Genomic DNA, 16,168 nt, shown 5'->3' on the forward strand with positions numbered 1-16,168 from the left:
AGCGAGGAGAGACCCATGTGCCTTGCCGTACCCGGCAGAGTGCTGGACATCCAGGAACGCGACGGCACCCGGATGGCCGCCGTCGACTTCGGCGGCGTCGTGAAGGACGTGTGCCTCGAGTACCTGCCCGACCTCCAGGTCGGTGAGTACGCCATCGTGCACGTCGGATTCGCGCTGCAGCGCCTCGACGAGGAGTCGGCGCGGCAGACGCTCGAACTCTTCTCCGAACTCGGCATGCTCGAAGAGGAGTTCGCAGACCCCTGGAAAGCGGCGACGGGCGAGGAGGCGCACAAGTGAAGTACATCGACGAGTTCCAGGACCCGGAGCTGGCCCGCCGGCTGCTGGACGAGATCCACGCCACGGTGACCCGGCCCTGGGCCCTGATGGAGGTCTGCGGCGGGCAGACGCACTCCATCATCCGCCACGGCATCGACCAGCTCCTGCCCGAGCAGGTCGAGCTGATCCACGGCCCGGGCTGCCCGGTGTGCGTGACCCCGCTGGAGGTCATCGACAAGGCCCTGGAGATCGCCTCCCGCCCCGAGGTGATCTTCTGCTCCTTCGGTGACATGCTGCGCGTGCCGGGCACCGGACGCGACCTGTTCCAGGTGCGCGGCCAGGGCGGGGACGTCCGGGTGGTCTACTCGCCGCTGGACGCCCTGCGGGTCGCGCAGGAGCACCCCGACCGTCAGGTGGTGTTCTTCGGCATCGGCTTCGAGACGACCGCGCCCCCGAACGCGATGACCGTCCACCAGGCCCGCAAACTGGGCATCCGCAACTTCAGCCTGCTGGTCTCGCACGTCCGGGTCCCGCCCGCCATCGAGGCGATCATGCGCTCCCCGGACTGCCGGGTGCAGGGCTTCCTGGCCGCCGGGCACGTGTGCACCGTCATGGGCGTCGACGAGTACCCGGAGCTGGCCGAGCGGCACCGCGTCCCGATCGTCGTGACCGGCTTCGAACCCCTCGACATCCTCGAAGGCGTCCGCCGTACCGTGGCCCAGCTGGAACGCGGCGAGCACCGCGTCGACAACGCCTACGCCCGGGCCGTGCAGGCCGGGGGCAACCCGGCCGCCCGCGCCATGCTCCAGGACGTCTTCGAGGTCACCGACCGGGCCTGGCGGGGCATCGGCGTGATCCCCGGCAGCGGCTGGCGGCTGTCCGCGAAGTACCGCGAGTACGACGCGGAGTTCCGCTTCTGTGTCGAGGACATCCAGACCCGCGAACCCGCCGAGTGCCGCAGCGGCGAGGTCCTCCAGGGCCTGCTCAAGCCGTACGAGTGCGAGGCGTTCGGCACCCGCTGCACCCCGCGCACCCCGCTCGGGGCCACCATGGTCTCCAGCGAGGGCGCCTGCGCTGCGTACTACCTCTACCGGCGCCTGGAGACCACCCCAGCCGCCCGGGAGGCGAGCCCCGTTGCCTGACACCACCGACACTCTGGACCTGACCGGCTGGACCTGCCCGGCCCCGCTGCGCGACCAGCCCCGGATCGTCATGGGCCACGGCGGGGGCGGGACGCTCTCCGCCGAACTGGTCGAGCACGTCTTCGCCCCGGCCTTCGGCGGCGCCACCCTGGCCCAGCTGGGTGACGCCGCCACCGTGTCCCTGGGCGGGGCCCGGCTGGCCTTCTCCACCGACTCCTATGTCGTACGGCCCCTGTTCTTCCCCGGCGGCAGCATCGGCGACCTCGCCGTCAACGGCACCGTCAACGACCTCGCCATGAGCGGTGCCCGGGCCGCCTACCTCTCCTGCGGGTTCATCCTGGAGGAGGGCGTGGAGATGGAGACCGTCGCCCGGGTGGCCGAGGCGCTCGGCACGGCCGCGCGGGCGGCGGGCGTCGAGGTGGCCACCGGCGACACCAAGGTGGTCGAGGCCGGACACGGCGACGGGATCTACGTCAACACCGCCGGCATCGGTCTCGTGCCCGCCGGGGTCGACCTGCGCCCGCAGCGGGTCGTGCCCGGTGACGTGGTGATCGTCAGCGGCCCGGTCGGGGTGCACGGCGTGGCCATCATGAGCGTCCGCGAGGGCCTGGAGTTCGGGGTGGAGATCGTCAGCGACTGCGCGCCGCTGGGCTCTCTGGTCGAGGCCATGCTCGCCGTCACCCCGGATCTGCACGTGCTGCGCGACCCCACCCGGGGCGGTCTCGCGGCCTCCCTCAACGAGATCGCGGCCGCCTCCGGCACGGGCGTCGTCCTCACCGAACGCGAGGTCCCGGTCCCGCCCGCCGTCGCCAACGCCTGCGCGGTGCTGGGCCTCGACCCCTTCTACGTCGCCAACGAGGGCAAACTCGTCGCCTTCGTGCCGCGCGAGCACGCCGACGCCGTCCTGGCCGCGATGCGGAACCATCCGCTGGGCACGGAGGCCCGGATCATCGGCGAGGCGGTGGCCGACCACCCCAAAATGGTGGTGGCCCGCACCGGTCTGGGCGGCACCCGGGTGGTCGACATGCCGATCGGCGAGCAACTGCCCCGGATCTGCTGACGCACCGCGCCGGGCCCCGAGCATCGTGTGCTTGTCGGACCGGCGCATGGCCCGATCGGGCGATGGGTTCACCCGGGCCGGTGAGCGCGTGGGGTGCCCGCGTACCACCGGCGCGCTGCGGGCGTTGGCACCGGCATGGACCGACTTCCCTTCGCGCTCAGGCGCTCACGGTGCCCGGAACCCGTGCCCCTCCGGCCCGTCGCGGCGGTCGCCGCGCTGCGCACGCGCGAGCCGATCTACGCCCAGCTGGTCGCGGAGTGGCGCGCCGAGGGCCGTACCGTCCCCGACGGATCCGAGGCGCCGGGGCCGGGGCGCCGCTGACGGGTCAGCCGTCGTATGCCGGTGCCAGGACGGCGAGGGTGCCGTTGGCCTGGCACAGCGCCAGTTCCAGGGTGGCCGGGGAGTGCAGCGCGCCGGTGCCGTCGGGTGGGATCAGCCACTCCAGGGACCGGGTGGGCCGGTACGGCGGGGGCGCGGCCACCCAGGCGCCCTTGGTCGTGTACCGCACTCCGGAGCCGATCCACCGGCCGGACGGATCGGGCGGCAGGAAGAAGCCGACCCGGTGGGCCACGGTGTCCACGAGGGTGGGTCCGGGGACGGGCAGCGCGGGCTGCCAGAGCAGATCGAGGGTGAGCAGCCCCAGCCGCTCGGGCACGCTGAGCAGGTCCCAGAAACGGCCGGCCTCCAGCAGCGAGACGCCGTCGCCGTGATCCCACTCCCGTTTGCAGGCCCGGGGGTCCGGCGCGGCGGCGGCGAGCCACTCCACGCCCTGCGTCCACATCGTGTTCATGCGCTGCTCCGGCTGATATCTGGCGCTACGGGGCGACCGCACCCCAAGTCGGCATATGCATGCTGGTAGATATTTCTATGTGGCGGAAGGGGTGGCGCAGTGTGGCGTTTCTGTGACCACCGTGCCGGGAGTGATTCGGGGGTGACTCAGGCCGACGGAGCGACGATCTCCGGCGACACCGGCAGCGGCGCCGGCTCCGGTGTCAGCAGCAGCATGGTCGCGTCGTCCAGGACGATGCCGCAGTGCTGTACGAGATCCGCCCACACCCGGCCGGGCAGCCCGGCCGGATCGCCCGCGGCGAGCGCGCCGAGGCGGTCGCCCAGCGGATAGAACGCGCCGGCGGAGTCCCTGGCCTCCCAGACACCGTCCGAGGCCAGGAACAGCCTGTCGCCCGGCGCCAGCTCCACTGTGGCCTCCTTCGGCGGGTCCAGATCGGTCAGCCCGAGCCCGAGCGGAGCCCCCGGCACGACCTCGACCTCGCGGGCCCGCCCCGCGTGCAGCAGCAGCGGTGCCGGATGACCGCAGGCCACCATCCGCACCGACCGGGCGTCGCAGGAGAACTCCAGGAAGACCGCGGTGGCGAACAGTTCGGCGTGCCGGACGGCCGCCGAGTCCACCCGGAGCCTGCGGTCCAGGCGGGCGGCGACGGACTCCAGATCGGGCTCGTCCAGCACCGCCTCCCGGAACGCCCCCAGCAGGGACACCACGGTCGGGACCGACACCAGCCCGTGCCCCTGCACGTCCACCATCACCGCCCGCACCCCGTGCGGACTCATCCGTACGTCGATGAAGTCCCCGCCGACCAGCGTGCCCTGCTGCGCCGCCCGGTACAGGCCCACGCACCCCACCGGTCCCACGCGCTCCGGCAGCGGGGGCACCACGGCCCGCTGCACGGCCTCGGCGACCGTCCGCTCGGTGACCAGCTGGGCGTCGCGGTGGCTGCGCACGAAGGAGACGAACACACTCAGCAAGGAGACGAAACAGATGGTGAGCAGGTCGGTGTTGCCCGGCCGGTCCAGATTCGCGGCCGGCACGTTCAGCAGCCCGATGGCCGCACCACCCAGCACCGCGGTCGCCAGCGGTCCGTAGGACAGCACGGCCAGCGGCGGGATGGCGCCCAGCATGAAGCCGATGTCGAGCGGGTGCGGACTGGCCACCGTGGCCGCCGTCACGCCCACCAGCAGCGCCACGGGCAGCACCCGCACCCAGCGCGGCGGCGGCGCTCCCCGCAGCCAGCCGGGGCGGTCCGCATACCGGCTCGACGGCCGCACGCCCACCCTGCCCACATGCCCACGCTACGCCCGGCCGCCCGGCCGGGCCCGGGAAACGGCGGGTGCCGTGCTGGCGGTGTTTCACGTTTTTACGAATCCCAGGTTTGCCCGCACCGTCTCGGCACATCCGTAAGGAGCACGGAATTCCGACGGATTGTGGAGGACAAGTGGGCATCATCGCCTGGATCCTGATCGGTCTGCTGGCCGGTGCCATCGCCAAGATGCTGCTGCCGGGCAAGGACCCCGGAGGCATCATCATCACGATGCTGATCGGTATCGTCGGCGGCCTGCTCGGCGGCTGGCTGGGCAAGGTGATCTTCGGAGTCGACTCCATCGACGGCTTCTTCGACCTGTCGACGTGGATCGCCGCGATCGTCGGCTCGCTGATCCTGCTGGTGCTCTACCGGCTCGTCAGCGGCGACCGGCACTCACACCGGCACGCGTGACTCCTACGGCGGGGCAGGGCTCAGGACGCGGGCCCTGCGAACCCGCCCCGGACAGCCGCGGGGCTCAGTCGGCCCGATCGGGCAGCAGCGTATGGGCCGTGGCGAGGATCTCGGTCAGGCGCAGACCGAAACCGGCGTCGCACGCATGGGGACGACCCGTGCGGGCGGCGCCGATCAGCGCGTCCACGGCCCGGCCGAAGGCGGCGAGGGCGCCCTCGGAACTCTCCGGAAGCGCGGTCACCCCGGCCGCGCCCCGCAGTTCGACGGTGGCTCCGGCCGCCCCGGGCGGGGCGGTGAGGCTCAGCGTCAAGGTGCTGGTGGCACCCCCGGCGTGCTCCAGTATCAGATGGGTGGTGTCCCCGGGGCCGTGCGCCGCGGCCGCCACATGCCGCACGTCGCCCAGGACGGGCAGCAGTACGGACAGGGCGTGCGGTCCGACGTCCCACAGGCCGCCCTTCTCCCGGCGCCACGGTGAGGCCGCGAACGGGCTGTCCGTCGTGAACACCGCGCCGAGCCAGTCCGCCCGTGCGGTGAACCAGTCCGCCCGGTCCGCCTGTTCGGCGATCCACGCCTCGGTCTCGGGCTGGAACCGGGTGGTGAGAAAGATCACCGAGGCGACCCCGGCATCCCGTACCGCGTCGACGACCGCCCGGCCCTGCGGCACCGTCGCGGCCAGCGGCTTGTCCAGCAGCAGATGGCACCCGGCGCGGGCCGCACGCTCGGCGAGCGGGGCCTGGACGTCCGGTGGCAGGGCGACGGCGACGGCGTCCACCTCGGCGAACAGGGCGTCCACGTCGTCGTAGGCACGCGTGCCGTGACGTTTTGCCAGTTCGGCCGCGGCGTCCGGGCGTCGCCCCCACACGCCCACGAGCTCCGTCTTCTCGTGTCCGCTCAGGGCCGGGGCGTGCACCATGCGGGCCCATGGGCCGGTGCCGAGCAGTCCGATGCGCATCGCGCCAGCCTCGCACACTCCGGGCCCGCCGGGAACGCGGTGCGTCAGGCGGCCGGCCGCTCCGCCGTGGTCCGCACGCCCGCGATCGCCGTCCGCGCATGCTCGGCCGGCCCGCTCCGCCGCCCACCCCGGACCAGGCTCAGATGCCTGCGCCGGCCGGCATGCCGTGGCCCGGCCGGGGCAGAGGTGAGCAGGTGCTCCTCCACCCGGTCCATGACCACCAGCAGGGCGGCCAGCAGCGGCAGCAGCAGTACGGCGACGATGACCACGACATCCCCTTGTCCGGACAACGCACTTCGAGTGCTCACAACGGGGTCACGGATGCGTGCGGTGCGGGTGAAGGAACGGTGACGATCCCAGGTCGGCCCGGCAGCCGCACGGAGATCCCCGCCCCTGCGCGCGTGCGACACGATCGCGTCATCTCCACGGCGTGGCGCGCGAGATGGGCATGATCCACGGCTTTGCGGGCATACGGTGCACAAAACTCTAGAGAGGGGCACCTCGTGCTGGTCCCGGACCCGAAGGCCGTCAGGAAGCTGCTGACCCGCTACGCATCGCTGCGGATCGCCCAGGCCGAGCAGAGCACACCGGCGGTGACACGGGAACTCGAGGACGTGAGTTACACGCTGTGCGTGATGATGGCGACGATGGACATCGGCGAGGCCGTCGCCCGGGCGGACGCCCTGCTGCCGGCGACGGGACGGTGGACCGGAACGGACACGGAAGGGGACGGCGGACTCTCCTTGGCCGTGTGACGGGGGAACCCGTACGCGGACTCGCCCGGATCCTTACACTCGTCAACCGTGCCCATGTCCATGGGCCGTTGTCCGAAAGGCATGTTGACGGGTGTTCCAGGATTCTCCCATTTACGACCGGCTTGTCGCGGAACGCGGTGACATACCCGCGGGGGTACGCAGAGAGGCCGAGCGCCTGCGCAGGGAGCTGGAGGTCGTCATGCTGCCCCTGCAGTCGCAAGGACACCTGCCCGGCCCCGGACTGCCGCCGGCCGCGGCACCGGCCCCGGCGTGGGAGCGGATGCCGCAGCTGCCGGGTCCCGGATCGCCCTGAGGCGACGGGCACCGTGTGCGGTCCGGCCGCGACGCCGCGGCCGGCACGACGTGATCAGCGGGCGGACCTCCTCGTTCCGTTCGCCGTTCCGTTCCCCGATGAGCGCGGTTCTGCCGTGCCGTACGCCAGCCAGTCGGCGATGCTGCGGGCGATCGGCTGGCCGGTGTCCAGCTCCACGAAGCCGAACTGACCCGACTGGTTGCACTCCAGGAACCACCAGATCCCGTCGGCGTCCTCGGCGAAGTCGAAAGCTCCGTAAGCCAGTTCGGCTTCCTTCAGATATCTGAGGACGGCCTCCGCGACCCGCGGGGGCACCTCCACGGGCGCCCAGGGGCCGGCCGACGGGGCGAAACGGACGTCCACGTCGTCGGGGTGCGCGTCCGGCGCCACCGGCTTGCGGGCGGCCAGCAGCCGCTCCCCGACGGCGGTGAGACGGATGTCCGCCCGCTTGGCGACCCTGCGCTGGAGCAGCGTCGGGCCGAAGGCGACGGCCGAGAAGTCGGTGTCCGGCGCGACCCGGCTGGTGGGCACCGCGCGCGGCGGCTCCTGTGGATGCGCGCCGGAGACCGGCTTGACCACCAGATCCGGGAAGCGCTCGGCGAACTCCCGGGCGGCCTGCGGGAACGTGGTGATCAGCGTGGCCGGCACGGCGAGCCCGCTGAGCTGGGCGGCCCGGAGCTGCCACGGCTTGTGGCGGGCCCGCCGGGCGGCGTCCGGATGGTTCATCCAGCGGGCGTCGGTCGAGCGGAGCATGCCGTACAGCGCCTGGGAGGACTCCTCCGTCAGCCACTGAGACGGCTGGGCGGCACGGGCGGCGGCTGCTCCCGGCCTGCGCACCCAGATGGAGCGCAGGCCGTTCATGCTGACCAGCCGGCCCCCGACGGACAGGTGTCCGCGGCAGCCGCCGTGTACGTACTCGCCCGACAGGGCGACGCCACGGGTCAGGTCGGCGGGGTCGAACCGGACCACCGGGACACCCGACTCGTTGAGCCGGAGCACCACCATGTCGGCGGTCACGTCCTCTTCGGTGGTCAGGATGAGCACGGTCATCTTGCGGGGCCCGGCTCAGTCGTCGAAGTGGGTCTTGGAGCCGGCGGTGGAGGTGGTGGTCCCCAGTGCTCTGAGTGTCGCGTGGTCGGTTGCGGCGATCCGCCCGTCGGGGAAGACGTTCAACTGCAGTCCGGAGTCATACGCGTACGGAGTGGTGACGTCCAACTGCACAGCGGGGCGCGCGTAGTTGAGCGTGAACGGTTGCATGGTCTCTCCCTGTTTCGGCTTCCACCTCCTTATACGAGTCGAACGGGTGGTTGGTTTCCTTACTCTCCGTGATCACGGCCGGAAGCTGGGAAAACTGCGGAGCGTTGTTGCGTGAGTGCTGAGATAGCATCCGGCAGGGCGTCAGGGAGAAAGACGGATGTGGAAATGACGGACCAGCCCGATGAGCTCTTCTCGGCGGTCGACTCGCTGCTCGCCGCGGTCGACGGCGGCACCGTGCTGCCCGTCCCTGCGGAGCGGACGCGGCTGCGGGAGGCGGCCGGGCTGACCCGGGCCGCCGTGGCCCAGGCCCTAGGCGTACGGGTGCCCAGCATCGAGGCCTGGGAGGCCGGCCGCGCCGAGCCCAGGGGAGAACGCCTCGAGGCCTACCGACGGCTCCTCGCCGGCCTCGCCGACCGCTACCCGGCCCCACCGCCACCGGCCGCGCGCGATCTCGCCGCCGGCCCCCGGCAGTCGCCCGGTCACCCCGGCTCCTCGCTCGCCGCGTCACCGGCGCCGGCCGCCGCCTCGGCACCGGCCGGAGAACCGGCGTCCGCCGCGGAGACGTCCCCGCGGTGGTCCCCCGCGCCCGTCCCCTCCCGTCCCGCGTCGGCCAGGCGCCCCAGCGCCGGGAAGACACCGCCCTCCCGGCCCCGTACCCCCGCCGCGCCCGCCCCGGCCGAGCCCGTCGACCCGCGCTTCGCCCACGGCCCGCTCGCCGTGATCAATATCACCGACGGTGAGGTGACGGCGTACTGCGTCGGCGGGCTGGTGCTGGACGTGCCCGCACGGTCGCTCCCCGCGCTGGTGGAGTGGGCGCTCGGCGAGGCACGACTCGGGCAGGCGCGGCTGCACCGGTCGGGGAAGGACGCCGACCCGCTGGTGGTGCTGACGGCGGCGGCCTGCGAGCGGTACGGGCTGCCCGCCCGGCTCACCGACGAGGAGCGCCTCGCCGGCCGTCTCCCGGAGTCCCACAAGACGGTCCGGCAGCTGAAGAAGGCCGACTGGCAGCTGACCAGGCGCGGGCTCGGCCCGTGGGCCCGGATCTACCGCCCCGCACAGGGCGGCCGGCGTGCCTGCGTCCAGCTGTGCATCCCCTCCTGGCACGCGCTGGACACCCGGCACTGGGGTGAGGCCGCCGACCTGCCGCCCGCCGACCTGGCTCGCGTCCTCGGTACGTACGCGGCGCGGGTCCTGACCCCGCGCGGCTCCACCGCGGTCACCGGCCTGGAGCTGATGACGGCGCTGCATCCGCCGACCCGCGCGGTCAAGCAGGACGACGGCCAGTGGGTGTCCGCGCCGAACCCGGGCGCCCTGACGGAGGCCGTGGACTGCGCCCCGTGCGAGGCCCCCGACGGCCACCCGCTCCTCGCCCACCTCCCGCGCTTCCACCAGCGCACCCCCGCCGAGGTGCTGCGCGAGGAGGCCTACGACTGGGCCCGGCCGCTGACCGACGAGGAGTGCATGCGGCCGTACCTCGTCGGCGTGGACGTCAACATGGCGTTCGCGGCGGCGGCCAACCGTACGGTGGTGGGCCTCGGCGCGCCGGTCCACCTCCACAACCCCGCCTTCGACCCGTCGCTGCCCGGCTCCTGGCTGGTCGACCTGTCCCATGTCCGGCTCGACCCGCGCCTGCCGAGCCCGTTCACCCCGGACGGCGAGCCGCCCGAGGGCCCGGCCTGGTACGCGACGCCGACCGTGGCGTACGCGCTCGAACTCGGCCACGAGGTCGGCCCGCTGGAGGCCTACGTCCGGCCCGAGCACGGCCCGTACCTGGACGCCTGGTACACCAGGCTGCGCGACGCCTACATCGCCACCATGGCCGACCTCGGCGTCACCACCGGCATGGCGCCCGAGGAGTTCCTGGCCGCGATGGAGGTCCACAAGGACCGGGACCCGGAACTGGCCCTGGTGCTGGCGGCGATCAAGGCCACGGTCAAGGGCGGCATCGGCAAGCTGCGCGAGCGCGCCCGCAGCGGCTGGCGGCCGGGCGAGCGCTGGCCCGCGCTGGACCGGCCCACCTGGCGCCCCGACATCCGCGCCGCCGTCATCTCCAAGGCGCGGACCAACATGCACCGCAAGATGCTCGCGGTGGCCCGCGCGACCGGCCGGTACCCCGTGGCGGTCCTCTCCGACTGCGCGGTGTACGCCTCCGACGGCCCCACCCCGCTCGACCTCCTCCCGTACCGGGACGGCAAGCCCCTGCCCGGCGGCTTCCGCATCGGCGTCAGCCCGGGCATGGTCAAACACGAGGGCACCCAGAGCGTGCTGTGGGCGGAGGGGCTGCGCGAGGAGCACGGCGACCACCTCAACCTGGCCCGCTACATCAAGTCCGGCCGGATCGGCGCACCCGACGAGGGGGAGTAGGCCGGCTTCGAGCGCCGCTCAGGCGTCGGTCGCCCGCCGGGCCACCCTGAGGGCCTGCTCCGCGTACCCACGGCCGAACAGCACCGTGTGCACCAGCAGCGGGAACAGCTGGTGCAGGCCGACGCGGTCCGCCCAGCCGTCGGCGAGGGGGGCCGCCTCCTGGTAGCCGGCCAGGATCCGGTCCAGGTGGGGGCAGCCGAAGAGGTGGAGCATGGCCAGGTCGGTCTCCCGGTGTCCGCCGTGCGCGGCCGGGTCGATGAGGTGGACGTGCCCGTCGGCGCCCCAGAGCACATTGCCGTTCCACAGGTCGCCGTGCAGCCGGGCGGGCGGCTCGGCGGGCCCGGCCAGACCGGGCAGCCGCTCGCAGACCCGCTCGACGACGGCCGCCTCGGCGGAACGCAGGGTTCCGTCGTCGACGGCCCGCCGCAGGTACGGCAGCACGCGGTGCTCGGCGTACCAGCGCGGCCAGTCGGCCCCGGCCCTGTTGTACATCGGGGCGAGCCCGATGTAGGCGTCCTTGGGCCCGTCGGGCGGCGGCGACCCGAACGCGGGCGCCCCGGCGGAGTGCAGGGCGGCCAGCGCTTGGCCGAAACGCGCCGCGGCCTCGGCGCCGGGCAGCCCGGTCGGGATCCGTTCGGTCACCATCCAGTGCTCGTCGTGGCCGTGGACGGCGGGCACCCGGACCGTACCGGCGGCGGCCAGCCAGCGCAGTCCGGCCACCTCCGCCCGCACCGCGCGCGGGCCGTCCGCGCGTTTGACCACCACCACCGTGCCGTCGTCGAGGGTGACTTCGGCCAGGGCCCCGGACAGCGGACGCCCACCGGTCACCGGACGCCCGGTGAGCCGGGACGCCACCGCCCCCGGTTCCTCGCTGCTGTCGGCCACGCCCCCAGGGTACGGGCCGACTTGGCCGGCGGGCGGATCACTCCCGGTCGGTGTCCGGGTCGCCGGTCAGGCCCACGGGGTTGCCGGACGGCAGCAGGCCGGCCTCGCGCACGGTCCTGGCCAGCGGCTCGAGCAGGCGGGCGAGGCGTTCGGTGGCGTCTTGGCCCAGGATGGTCCACGGCCGCTGCGCGGCGGCGTCGGTCCGTGCCTCGACCGCCTCGTGCTCCGCGACGCCGGCCACGGTGAGCGTCCCGTCGGCGGCGAGCAGGCCGCGCTCGCGCAGGTCGGCTTCGGCCGCCCGCCATGCCGTCAGGTCCCATGTGCGGCCCTCGCGCAGGACGGAGCCGTCGGACTCGCCCGCGGCCGACTTCAGCACCATCGCGGCGACCGGGCCGAGCCCGTGACCCACCAGGGCGGCGACATGGCCGTCGCCGCGGTGCTCGCGCAGCGTGGTGACGGCCTGCCAGAGCCGCACATGCGGTTCCTCCGGGCGCTCCAGGGCCTGGTTGGCCGCGCCGAGGACCCGGCCCTCGGTGTCGGCGGCCATCGCCGCGGCCCAGGCCAGGTCGGCAGCCTCGGCCAGTTCGGGGGAGGTGACGGCCTCCGGCCCGAACAGCCGCGTCATCGCGGCGTCCACGGCCCGCGCCCGCGCCGCGAGGACCTCGGCCGGGGCGGCGTACCCCCAGGCGTCGGGCAGGGCCCGTTCCACCCGGTCGCGGTGGAAGACGTAGAAGCAGCTGGTGACGACCGCCGGGGGCACCGCGCCGAGCGGTGCGGCCCGCAGCGCGAAGTACCCCATCCAGAAGCCGCGCATCCCCAGCGCGTCGGTGGTCTGCCGGATCCCGGGCGCGTAGACCAGGTCGTGCACCGGTTCGTACCGTCGCCACATCGCCCGCGACAGTGCCTCGCCCACGGCTTCCTCCCGCTTCCCTCCCGGCGCTCGCCGGGCAGCCGACCCGATGATGCCCACTGTCATGGTCGAGCGGGAAGCGCCTGCACGCGTCCGAGCGCGTTGCCGGGCAGTTCGGTGAACCAGACGGAGCCGTCCGGGCCGGTGGTGAGGCGGAAGGGGACCTTGTCGGCGCCCGAAGGCACCGCGAACTCCTGGACGGCGCCGGTCTCCGTGATCCTGCCGATCCGGCCGGACTGCTCGGCGAACCACACCTGCCCGTCGGGGCCGCGGGTGATCCCGCTCGGCCCGCTGTCCGGCTGGGGCAGCGGGAAGCGGGTGACCCGGCCTGCGAGGTCGACGCGGTCCACGGAGTTCGTGCCGGAGGCGGTGAGCCACATCCCTCCGGGTCCAAAGACGATGTCGTCGGGGAAGTCGTCGGCCCCGAGCGGGAATTCGGTGATCCGCCCGGTGAGATCGATCCGGCCGGCCCTGCCGCCGAGCAGTTCGGTGAACCACAGCGCGCCGTCCGGCCCGGCGGCGATGCTGTACGGGCAGCCGTCCGGGGTGGGCACGGTGTACTCGGTGATCCGGCCCGCGGTGGTGATGCGCCCGATCCGGTTCGCGTCCGACTCCGTGAACCACAGCGCGCCGTCGGCCCCGGGCGTGATGCCGAGCGGGGCGCTGTCCGCATGGGGCAGCCGGTACTCGGTGATCCGGCCGGCGGTGGTGATCCGCCCGATCCGGCCCGCCCCCGACTCCGTGAACCACAGCGCGCCGTCGGGCCCGGGCGTGATGCCGAAGGGGGCGCTGCCCGGAGTCGGCGTCGGGTGGTCCGCGACCGTTCCGTCGGCCGCCATCCGCCCGATCCGGTCCGCACCGGACTGCGCGAACCACAGCGCCCCGTCCGGCCCGGTCGTGATCCCGGACGGGAAGCCGGCGGCGGTGCTGGTGATCGGATACTCGGTCACCTCGCCGACCCCGGCGTCGGCAGGGGAGGCGACGGCCACCACGCCGGACAGGGCGCAGAGGACCGCCGCGAGGACACGGCGGACGGCCGGCAGTGGTGTGTCGGGCATGACGGCCGGCCCCTTCTCGGCGTGAGCGCGCCGCGCGCACCGGCGCCGGCGGCATCCCTGATCTCGCGGCTCACGCTAAGGCCCGCCCCACCGCCGCACGAGCCACCGGACCCGGACGGGCTACCCCGGCGCGTCGGCGCCCGAGCCGCCCGAGCCGCCCGAGCGGCCGGTGCGGGCGTGCAGCAGCCTGGGCGAGGCGTCGAATCCGTGGCGGGCGTAGGCCGGAACCGCCCGGGGGCTGGAGTGGACGGTGACCCGTTCGAGGCCGAGTTCCCGGGCACGGTCGAGGACCGCGTCGATGAGCCGCCCGCCGAGGCCGCCGTCGCGCTCGCCGGGAACGACGTAGACGCACTGCAGATCGCCGGAGGCCCGCTCCAGGGCATGCGGATGGGGTACCCGCGGCAGGACCGCCGGCCAGGCCATGCCGATCACGGACTCGCCACGGAGCAGGACCAGGCAGCGGTGCGAGGCGGCGTTCTCCCGCGCCCAGCCGGTGAAGTGCCGTACGAACTCGTCGCGTCCGGCGCGCGGTTGGCCGCCGTTCTCGAGGACCCACTGCCGGCGGAGCCCGGCGACGGCGGTGAGTTCGCCGGGCTCGGCCGGGCGGATGATGATGTCGTCCACCCGTGCATTGTGCTGCGGTCCCCCTAGACCGTGATGGCGAGTTCCTGGTCGGTGAACGCGCTGTAGGACGGGTTGACGTCGCTCTCCCCGCCCCGGCCGTCGCAGCCGCGGTCGGGGTTGAACATCAGGTACGTGCCGGACGAGCAGCCGATCCACATCTCGGCGTCGCCGCCGAGCACGAGGCTGCCGGAGAGGCTGGCGCCGCCCTGCACGATCGCGTTGTCCTTGACCACGACGTTGCCGCTGATCGTGGCGCCCGAGTTGACCCAGGACAGGCCCTCGATACGGGCGTTGCCGGTCACGGTCGAGTTGCCGAAGACCGCGGCGCGCGGGCCGACGTACACGCTGGAGGCGACGTTGGCGCTGTTGTCTACCCAGCCGCCGCCGTTGGAGTGCCAGTGGCCGCCGCCGGTCGCGGCCGGCTTCTGGTACCCCGACTCGTACCCGGAGGGCGTGGCACCGCTGATCCGGAACTCGTACGGATAGCGGTAGTTCTTGGTGTAGCCGTCGAGGTAGGCGTAGTGGTGCACGGTGCTCGGTGTGCCGGTGACGACGAGGTAGACCTCCTTCTCGCCGGACTGGGTCTGGAAGCTGAGCTGACCGTCGGGGCTGCTGGAGACGGCCCCGTACCGGGGAGTCCCGCTGCCGTTCACGGCGACGAACCCGTACGACCAGCCCGACCCGGCCGCCGCGTTGACGTGCCCTTTGAAGTGCAGCTTGATCAGCGCGCCGGAGCTGGAGGGGACCAGTTTGATCTTGTTGTAGCCGTAGTCCGAGGGAGCGAGGGCGTCGGGGATCGCGTAGTGGCCGGCGGACTGGTTCACCGCGTTCACCGGGACGCCGTTGTAGGCGTTGATGAACCCCGCGCCGTACACGTTGTTGATGAACGGCATGAGGTGAGAGCGGTTGGAGTAGTCGTACGTCACCTGGTGCTGGGCGTACTCGGCGATCCGGGTATTGAGCTGGGCCTGGGTCAGGTTGCTGATGCGCCGGTAGGTCTCGAGGGGGTGCTCGGTGTTCTTCGCCTGGTTCCAGATGTTGTCGAAGGTCTGCATCCCGCCGTACTTGTCGACGAGGTACTGGATCAGCATCCAGTTGCCGTAGTGGTGGCGGCTGGAGGAGTACGCCAGGTTCTCGGTGCGCAGGAACCGCGTCAGGTCGCCCGCGCCGCCGTCCGGGTACACCTGCATGGCCATGTACTCGGCGCTGGTCTCCCAGAAGGTGCCCGCCGAGGCGTCGGTGAACCCGGCGTCCCCGCCCTTGCCGAGGAAGGTGTAGTTCTGGAAGACGTGGCCGAGTTCGTGGGCCAGTCCCCAGGAGCCGGGCAGTGCGGCGGCGGGGGCGATGTTGATGACGCCCACCTTGCCGTCGGCCGAGCCGCCGGTGGCCCAGGCGTCCAGGGCTGTGCGGTTCCAGGTGCGGGTGATGATGACGTCGATCTTGTACTGGGCGAGGAGTCCGGATTCCGGGGTGAACTTCATCGAGTTCACGTAGAACGCGTACAGGCTCTCCAGCTGGCTGAGGATGTTGTCCGGATCGAACCGGTAGTCGGCCGCGGCGTTCTTGGGATCGGTGCCCGACTTCTCGCCCCACAACAGGACGAAGTCCGCCGACTCCTTGGTGCGGTTCTGAGCCCAGGGCACTTCGCCCGTGGCGGCCCAACTCGGAGGGATGTAGACACTCTTGGCCGCCGCCACGGCCGGAGTGGTCCGCGACGCCCCGTCGGCCGGGCGCGCTGACGCGGGCGCCGCGGCCAGGGCGGCGCCGAGGGCCCAGACCGCGAGGACGACGCATATGCGTCGTGAACATGTCAACAGTAGACGTACCAGGGTTCCAAGGCTCTCCATGGCTCGGGTGCTCTCTGTTCGACGAAACGGCTCTGCTCCGCGTCCCGTGCGGAGTCGCGCCATGGTGCCATGGGAGCGCTCCCGCGAACAGTTCCGTGCGGCCTCCAAGGTGTCATTGACATCAGGAGGCAGTCCTCTACCGTAGTGATCCGCACAGCATGTCGCACAGCCTTCGATATTTCGAACATATGCCAGTGGGGCGAGGACGGGACTCGCCA

At 72.8% G+C, this 16,168-nt stretch carries 19 protein-coding genes; 8 read left to right on the forward strand and 11 right to left on the reverse strand.

Going from position 1 to position 16,168, the window contains the following annotated elements:
• Window positions 1–15: 15 nt before the first annotated feature.
• From ACH45E_RS04410 to ACH45E_RS04425, 4 genes are all read left to right on the forward strand, one after another.
• Window positions 16–297, forward strand: coding sequence for a HypC/HybG/HupF family hydrogenase formation chaperone (locus ACH45E_RS04410; RefSeq protein ID WP_361451418.1), 282 nt, complete (start codon window positions 16–18; stop codon window positions 295–297).
• Window positions 294–1,418 (forward strand): hydrogenase formation protein HypD, encoded by a 1,125-nt coding sequence (gene hypD, locus ACH45E_RS04415; protein WP_361451415.1) that lies wholly within the window; start codon window positions 294–296, stop codon window positions 1,416–1,418. The genes ACH45E_RS04410 and hypD overlap by 4 nt, the downstream gene beginning before the upstream one ends.
• On the forward strand, window positions 1,411–2,478 hold the full coding sequence (hypE, locus tag ACH45E_RS04420; protein ID WP_361451413.1) for a hydrogenase expression/formation protein HypE: 1,068 nt from the start codon (window positions 1,411–1,413) through the stop codon (window positions 2,476–2,478). The genes hypD and hypE overlap by 8 nt, the downstream gene beginning before the upstream one ends.
• Window positions 2,479–2,661: 183 nt before the next feature.
• Entirely contained in the window at window positions 2,662–2,799 is a 138-nt protein-coding gene (locus ACH45E_RS04425) for a hypothetical protein (protein WP_361451410.1), read from the forward strand.
• A gap of 4 nt (window positions 2,800–2,803) precedes the next feature.
• On the opposite strand, the gene ACH45E_RS04430 is transcribed toward ACH45E_RS04425, so the two are convergent.
• Both ACH45E_RS04430 and ACH45E_RS04435 read right to left on the reverse strand, forming a co-directional pair.
• On the reverse strand, window positions 2,804–3,259 hold the full coding sequence (locus tag ACH45E_RS04430) for a hypothetical protein (protein ID WP_361451541.1): 456 nt from the start codon (window positions 3,257–3,259) through the stop codon (window positions 2,804–2,806).
• A 155-nt stretch (window positions 3,260–3,414) separates the two neighbouring features.
• Window positions 3,415–4,554, reverse strand: a complete 1,140-nt coding sequence (locus tag ACH45E_RS04435) for a PP2C family protein-serine/threonine phosphatase (RefSeq protein WP_361451407.1) — start codon at window positions 4,552–4,554, stop codon at window positions 3,415–3,417.
• Window positions 4,555–4,706: 152 nt separating this feature from the next.
• Here ACH45E_RS04435 and ACH45E_RS04440 point away from each other — a divergent pair, with 152 nt between their 5' ends.
• The gene (locus ACH45E_RS04440; protein ID WP_361451404.1) at window positions 4,707–4,985 is read left to right on the forward strand and encodes a GlsB/YeaQ/YmgE family stress response membrane protein; all 279 of its coding nucleotides are present in this window, start codon (window positions 4,707–4,709) and stop codon (window positions 4,983–4,985) included.
• Window positions 4,986–5,049: 64 nt separating this feature from the next.
• On the opposite strand, the gene ACH45E_RS04445 is transcribed toward ACH45E_RS04440, so the two are convergent.
• Both ACH45E_RS04445 and ACH45E_RS04450 read right to left on the reverse strand, forming a co-directional pair.
• Window positions 5,050–5,937 (reverse strand): Gfo/Idh/MocA family oxidoreductase, encoded by an 888-nt coding sequence (locus ACH45E_RS04445; RefSeq protein WP_361451401.1) that lies wholly within the window; start codon window positions 5,935–5,937, stop codon window positions 5,050–5,052.
• Between the two features lie 44 nt (window positions 5,938–5,981).
• Complete coding sequence (locus tag ACH45E_RS04450; RefSeq protein ID WP_361451398.1) at window positions 5,982–6,206, reverse strand: hypothetical protein; 225 nt, start codon at window positions 6,204–6,206, stop codon at window positions 5,982–5,984.
• 234 nt (window positions 6,207–6,440) lie between these two features.
• Between ACH45E_RS04450 and ACH45E_RS04455 the strand changes: the two genes are divergently transcribed.
• Complete coding sequence (locus tag ACH45E_RS04455) at window positions 6,441–6,692, forward strand: DUF5133 domain-containing protein (protein WP_361451395.1); 252 nt, start codon at window positions 6,441–6,443, stop codon at window positions 6,690–6,692.
• Between the two features lie 91 nt (window positions 6,693–6,783).
• Window positions 6,784–7,005: a hypothetical protein gene (locus ACH45E_RS04460; protein WP_361451392.1), complete on the forward strand. Its 222-nt coding sequence runs from the start codon at window positions 6,784–6,786 to the stop codon at window positions 7,003–7,005.
• A gap of 54 nt (window positions 7,006–7,059) precedes the next feature.
• Here ACH45E_RS04460 and tgmB read toward each other — a convergent pair whose 3' ends face one another.
• Together tgmB and tgmA are read right to left on the reverse strand one after the other, a co-directional pair.
• Window positions 7,060–8,055, reverse strand: coding sequence for an ATP-grasp ribosomal peptide maturase (tgmB, locus tag ACH45E_RS04465; protein ID WP_361451389.1), 996 nt, complete (start codon window positions 8,053–8,055; stop codon window positions 7,060–7,062).
• Between the two features lie 15 nt (window positions 8,056–8,070).
• Window positions 8,071–8,262 (reverse strand): putative ATP-grasp-modified RiPP, encoded by a 192-nt coding sequence (gene tgmA, locus ACH45E_RS04470; RefSeq protein ID WP_132853957.1) that lies wholly within the window; start codon window positions 8,260–8,262, stop codon window positions 8,071–8,073.
• A 165-nt stretch (window positions 8,263–8,427) separates the two neighbouring features.
• Here tgmA and tap point away from each other — a divergent pair, with 165 nt between their 5' ends.
• A complete protein-coding gene (gene tap / locus ACH45E_RS04475; protein WP_361451386.1) occupies window positions 8,428–10,626 on the forward strand; it encodes a telomere-associated protein Tap in 2,199 nt (732 codons plus the stop codon).
• Window positions 10,627–10,644: 18 nt separating this feature from the next.
• On the opposite strand, the gene ACH45E_RS04480 is transcribed toward tap, so the two are convergent.
• From ACH45E_RS04480 to ACH45E_RS04500, 5 genes are all read right to left on the reverse strand, one after another.
• On the reverse strand, window positions 10,645–11,511 hold the full coding sequence (locus ACH45E_RS04480; protein WP_361451383.1) for a fructosamine kinase family protein: 867 nt from the start codon (window positions 11,509–11,511) through the stop codon (window positions 10,645–10,647).
• Window positions 11,512–11,548: 37 nt separating this feature from the next.
• Window positions 11,549–12,424, reverse strand: a complete 876-nt coding sequence (locus ACH45E_RS04485) for a hypothetical protein (RefSeq protein WP_361451380.1) — start codon at window positions 12,422–12,424, stop codon at window positions 11,549–11,551.
• 59 nt (window positions 12,425–12,483) lie between these two features.
• Window positions 12,484–13,479, reverse strand: a complete 996-nt coding sequence (locus ACH45E_RS04490) for a hypothetical protein (RefSeq protein ID WP_361451377.1) — start codon at window positions 13,477–13,479, stop codon at window positions 12,484–12,486.
• 120 nt (window positions 13,480–13,599) lie between these two features.
• The gene (locus ACH45E_RS04495) at window positions 13,600–14,103 is read right to left on the reverse strand and encodes a GNAT family N-acetyltransferase (protein ID WP_361451374.1); all 504 of its coding nucleotides are present in this window, start codon (window positions 14,101–14,103) and stop codon (window positions 13,600–13,602) included.
• A gap of 23 nt (window positions 14,104–14,126) precedes the next feature.
• Window positions 14,127–15,917 carry a DUF6055 domain-containing protein gene (locus ACH45E_RS04500; protein ID WP_399039977.1) on the reverse strand — a complete coding sequence of 597 codons (1,791 nt, stop codon included), beginning with the start codon at window positions 15,915–15,917 and terminating at the stop codon, window positions 14,127–14,129.
• Window positions 15,918–16,168 lie beyond the last annotated feature (251 nt).

Origin of the sequence: Streptomyces sp. NPDC020299 (assembly GCF_044387825.1) — a bacterium.
GTDB lineage: Bacteria > Actinomycetota > Actinomycetes > Streptomycetales > Streptomycetaceae > Streptomyces.

Excerpts from the sequence above, each read along its gene's own strand:
- ACH45E_RS04410 (WP_361451418.1), top strand. The coding sequence starts at position 16 with ATGTGCCTTGCCGTACCCGGCAGAGTGCTGGACATCCAGGAACGCGAC.
- ACH45E_RS04430 (WP_361451541.1), bottom strand. The coding sequence starts at position 3,259 with ATGTGGACGCAGGGCGTGGAGTGGCTCGCCGCCGCCGCGCCGGACCCC.
- ACH45E_RS04445 (WP_361451401.1), bottom strand. The coding sequence starts at position 5,937 with ATGCGCATCGGACTGCTCGGCACCGGCCCATGGGCCCGCATGGTGCAC.
- tgmB (WP_361451389.1), bottom strand. The coding sequence starts at position 8,055 with ATGACCGTGCTCATCCTGACCACCGAAGAGGACGTGACCGCCGACATG.
- tgmA (WP_132853957.1), bottom strand. The coding sequence starts at position 8,262 with ATGCAACCGTTCACGCTCAACTACGCGCGCCCCGCTGTGCAGTTGGAC.
- tap (WP_361451386.1), top strand. The coding sequence starts at position 8,428 with ATGACGGACCAGCCCGATGAGCTCTTCTCGGCGGTCGACTCGCTGCTC.
- ACH45E_RS04490 (WP_361451377.1), bottom strand. The coding sequence starts at position 13,479 with ATGCCCGACACACCACTGCCGGCCGTCCGCCGTGTCCTCGCGGCGGTC.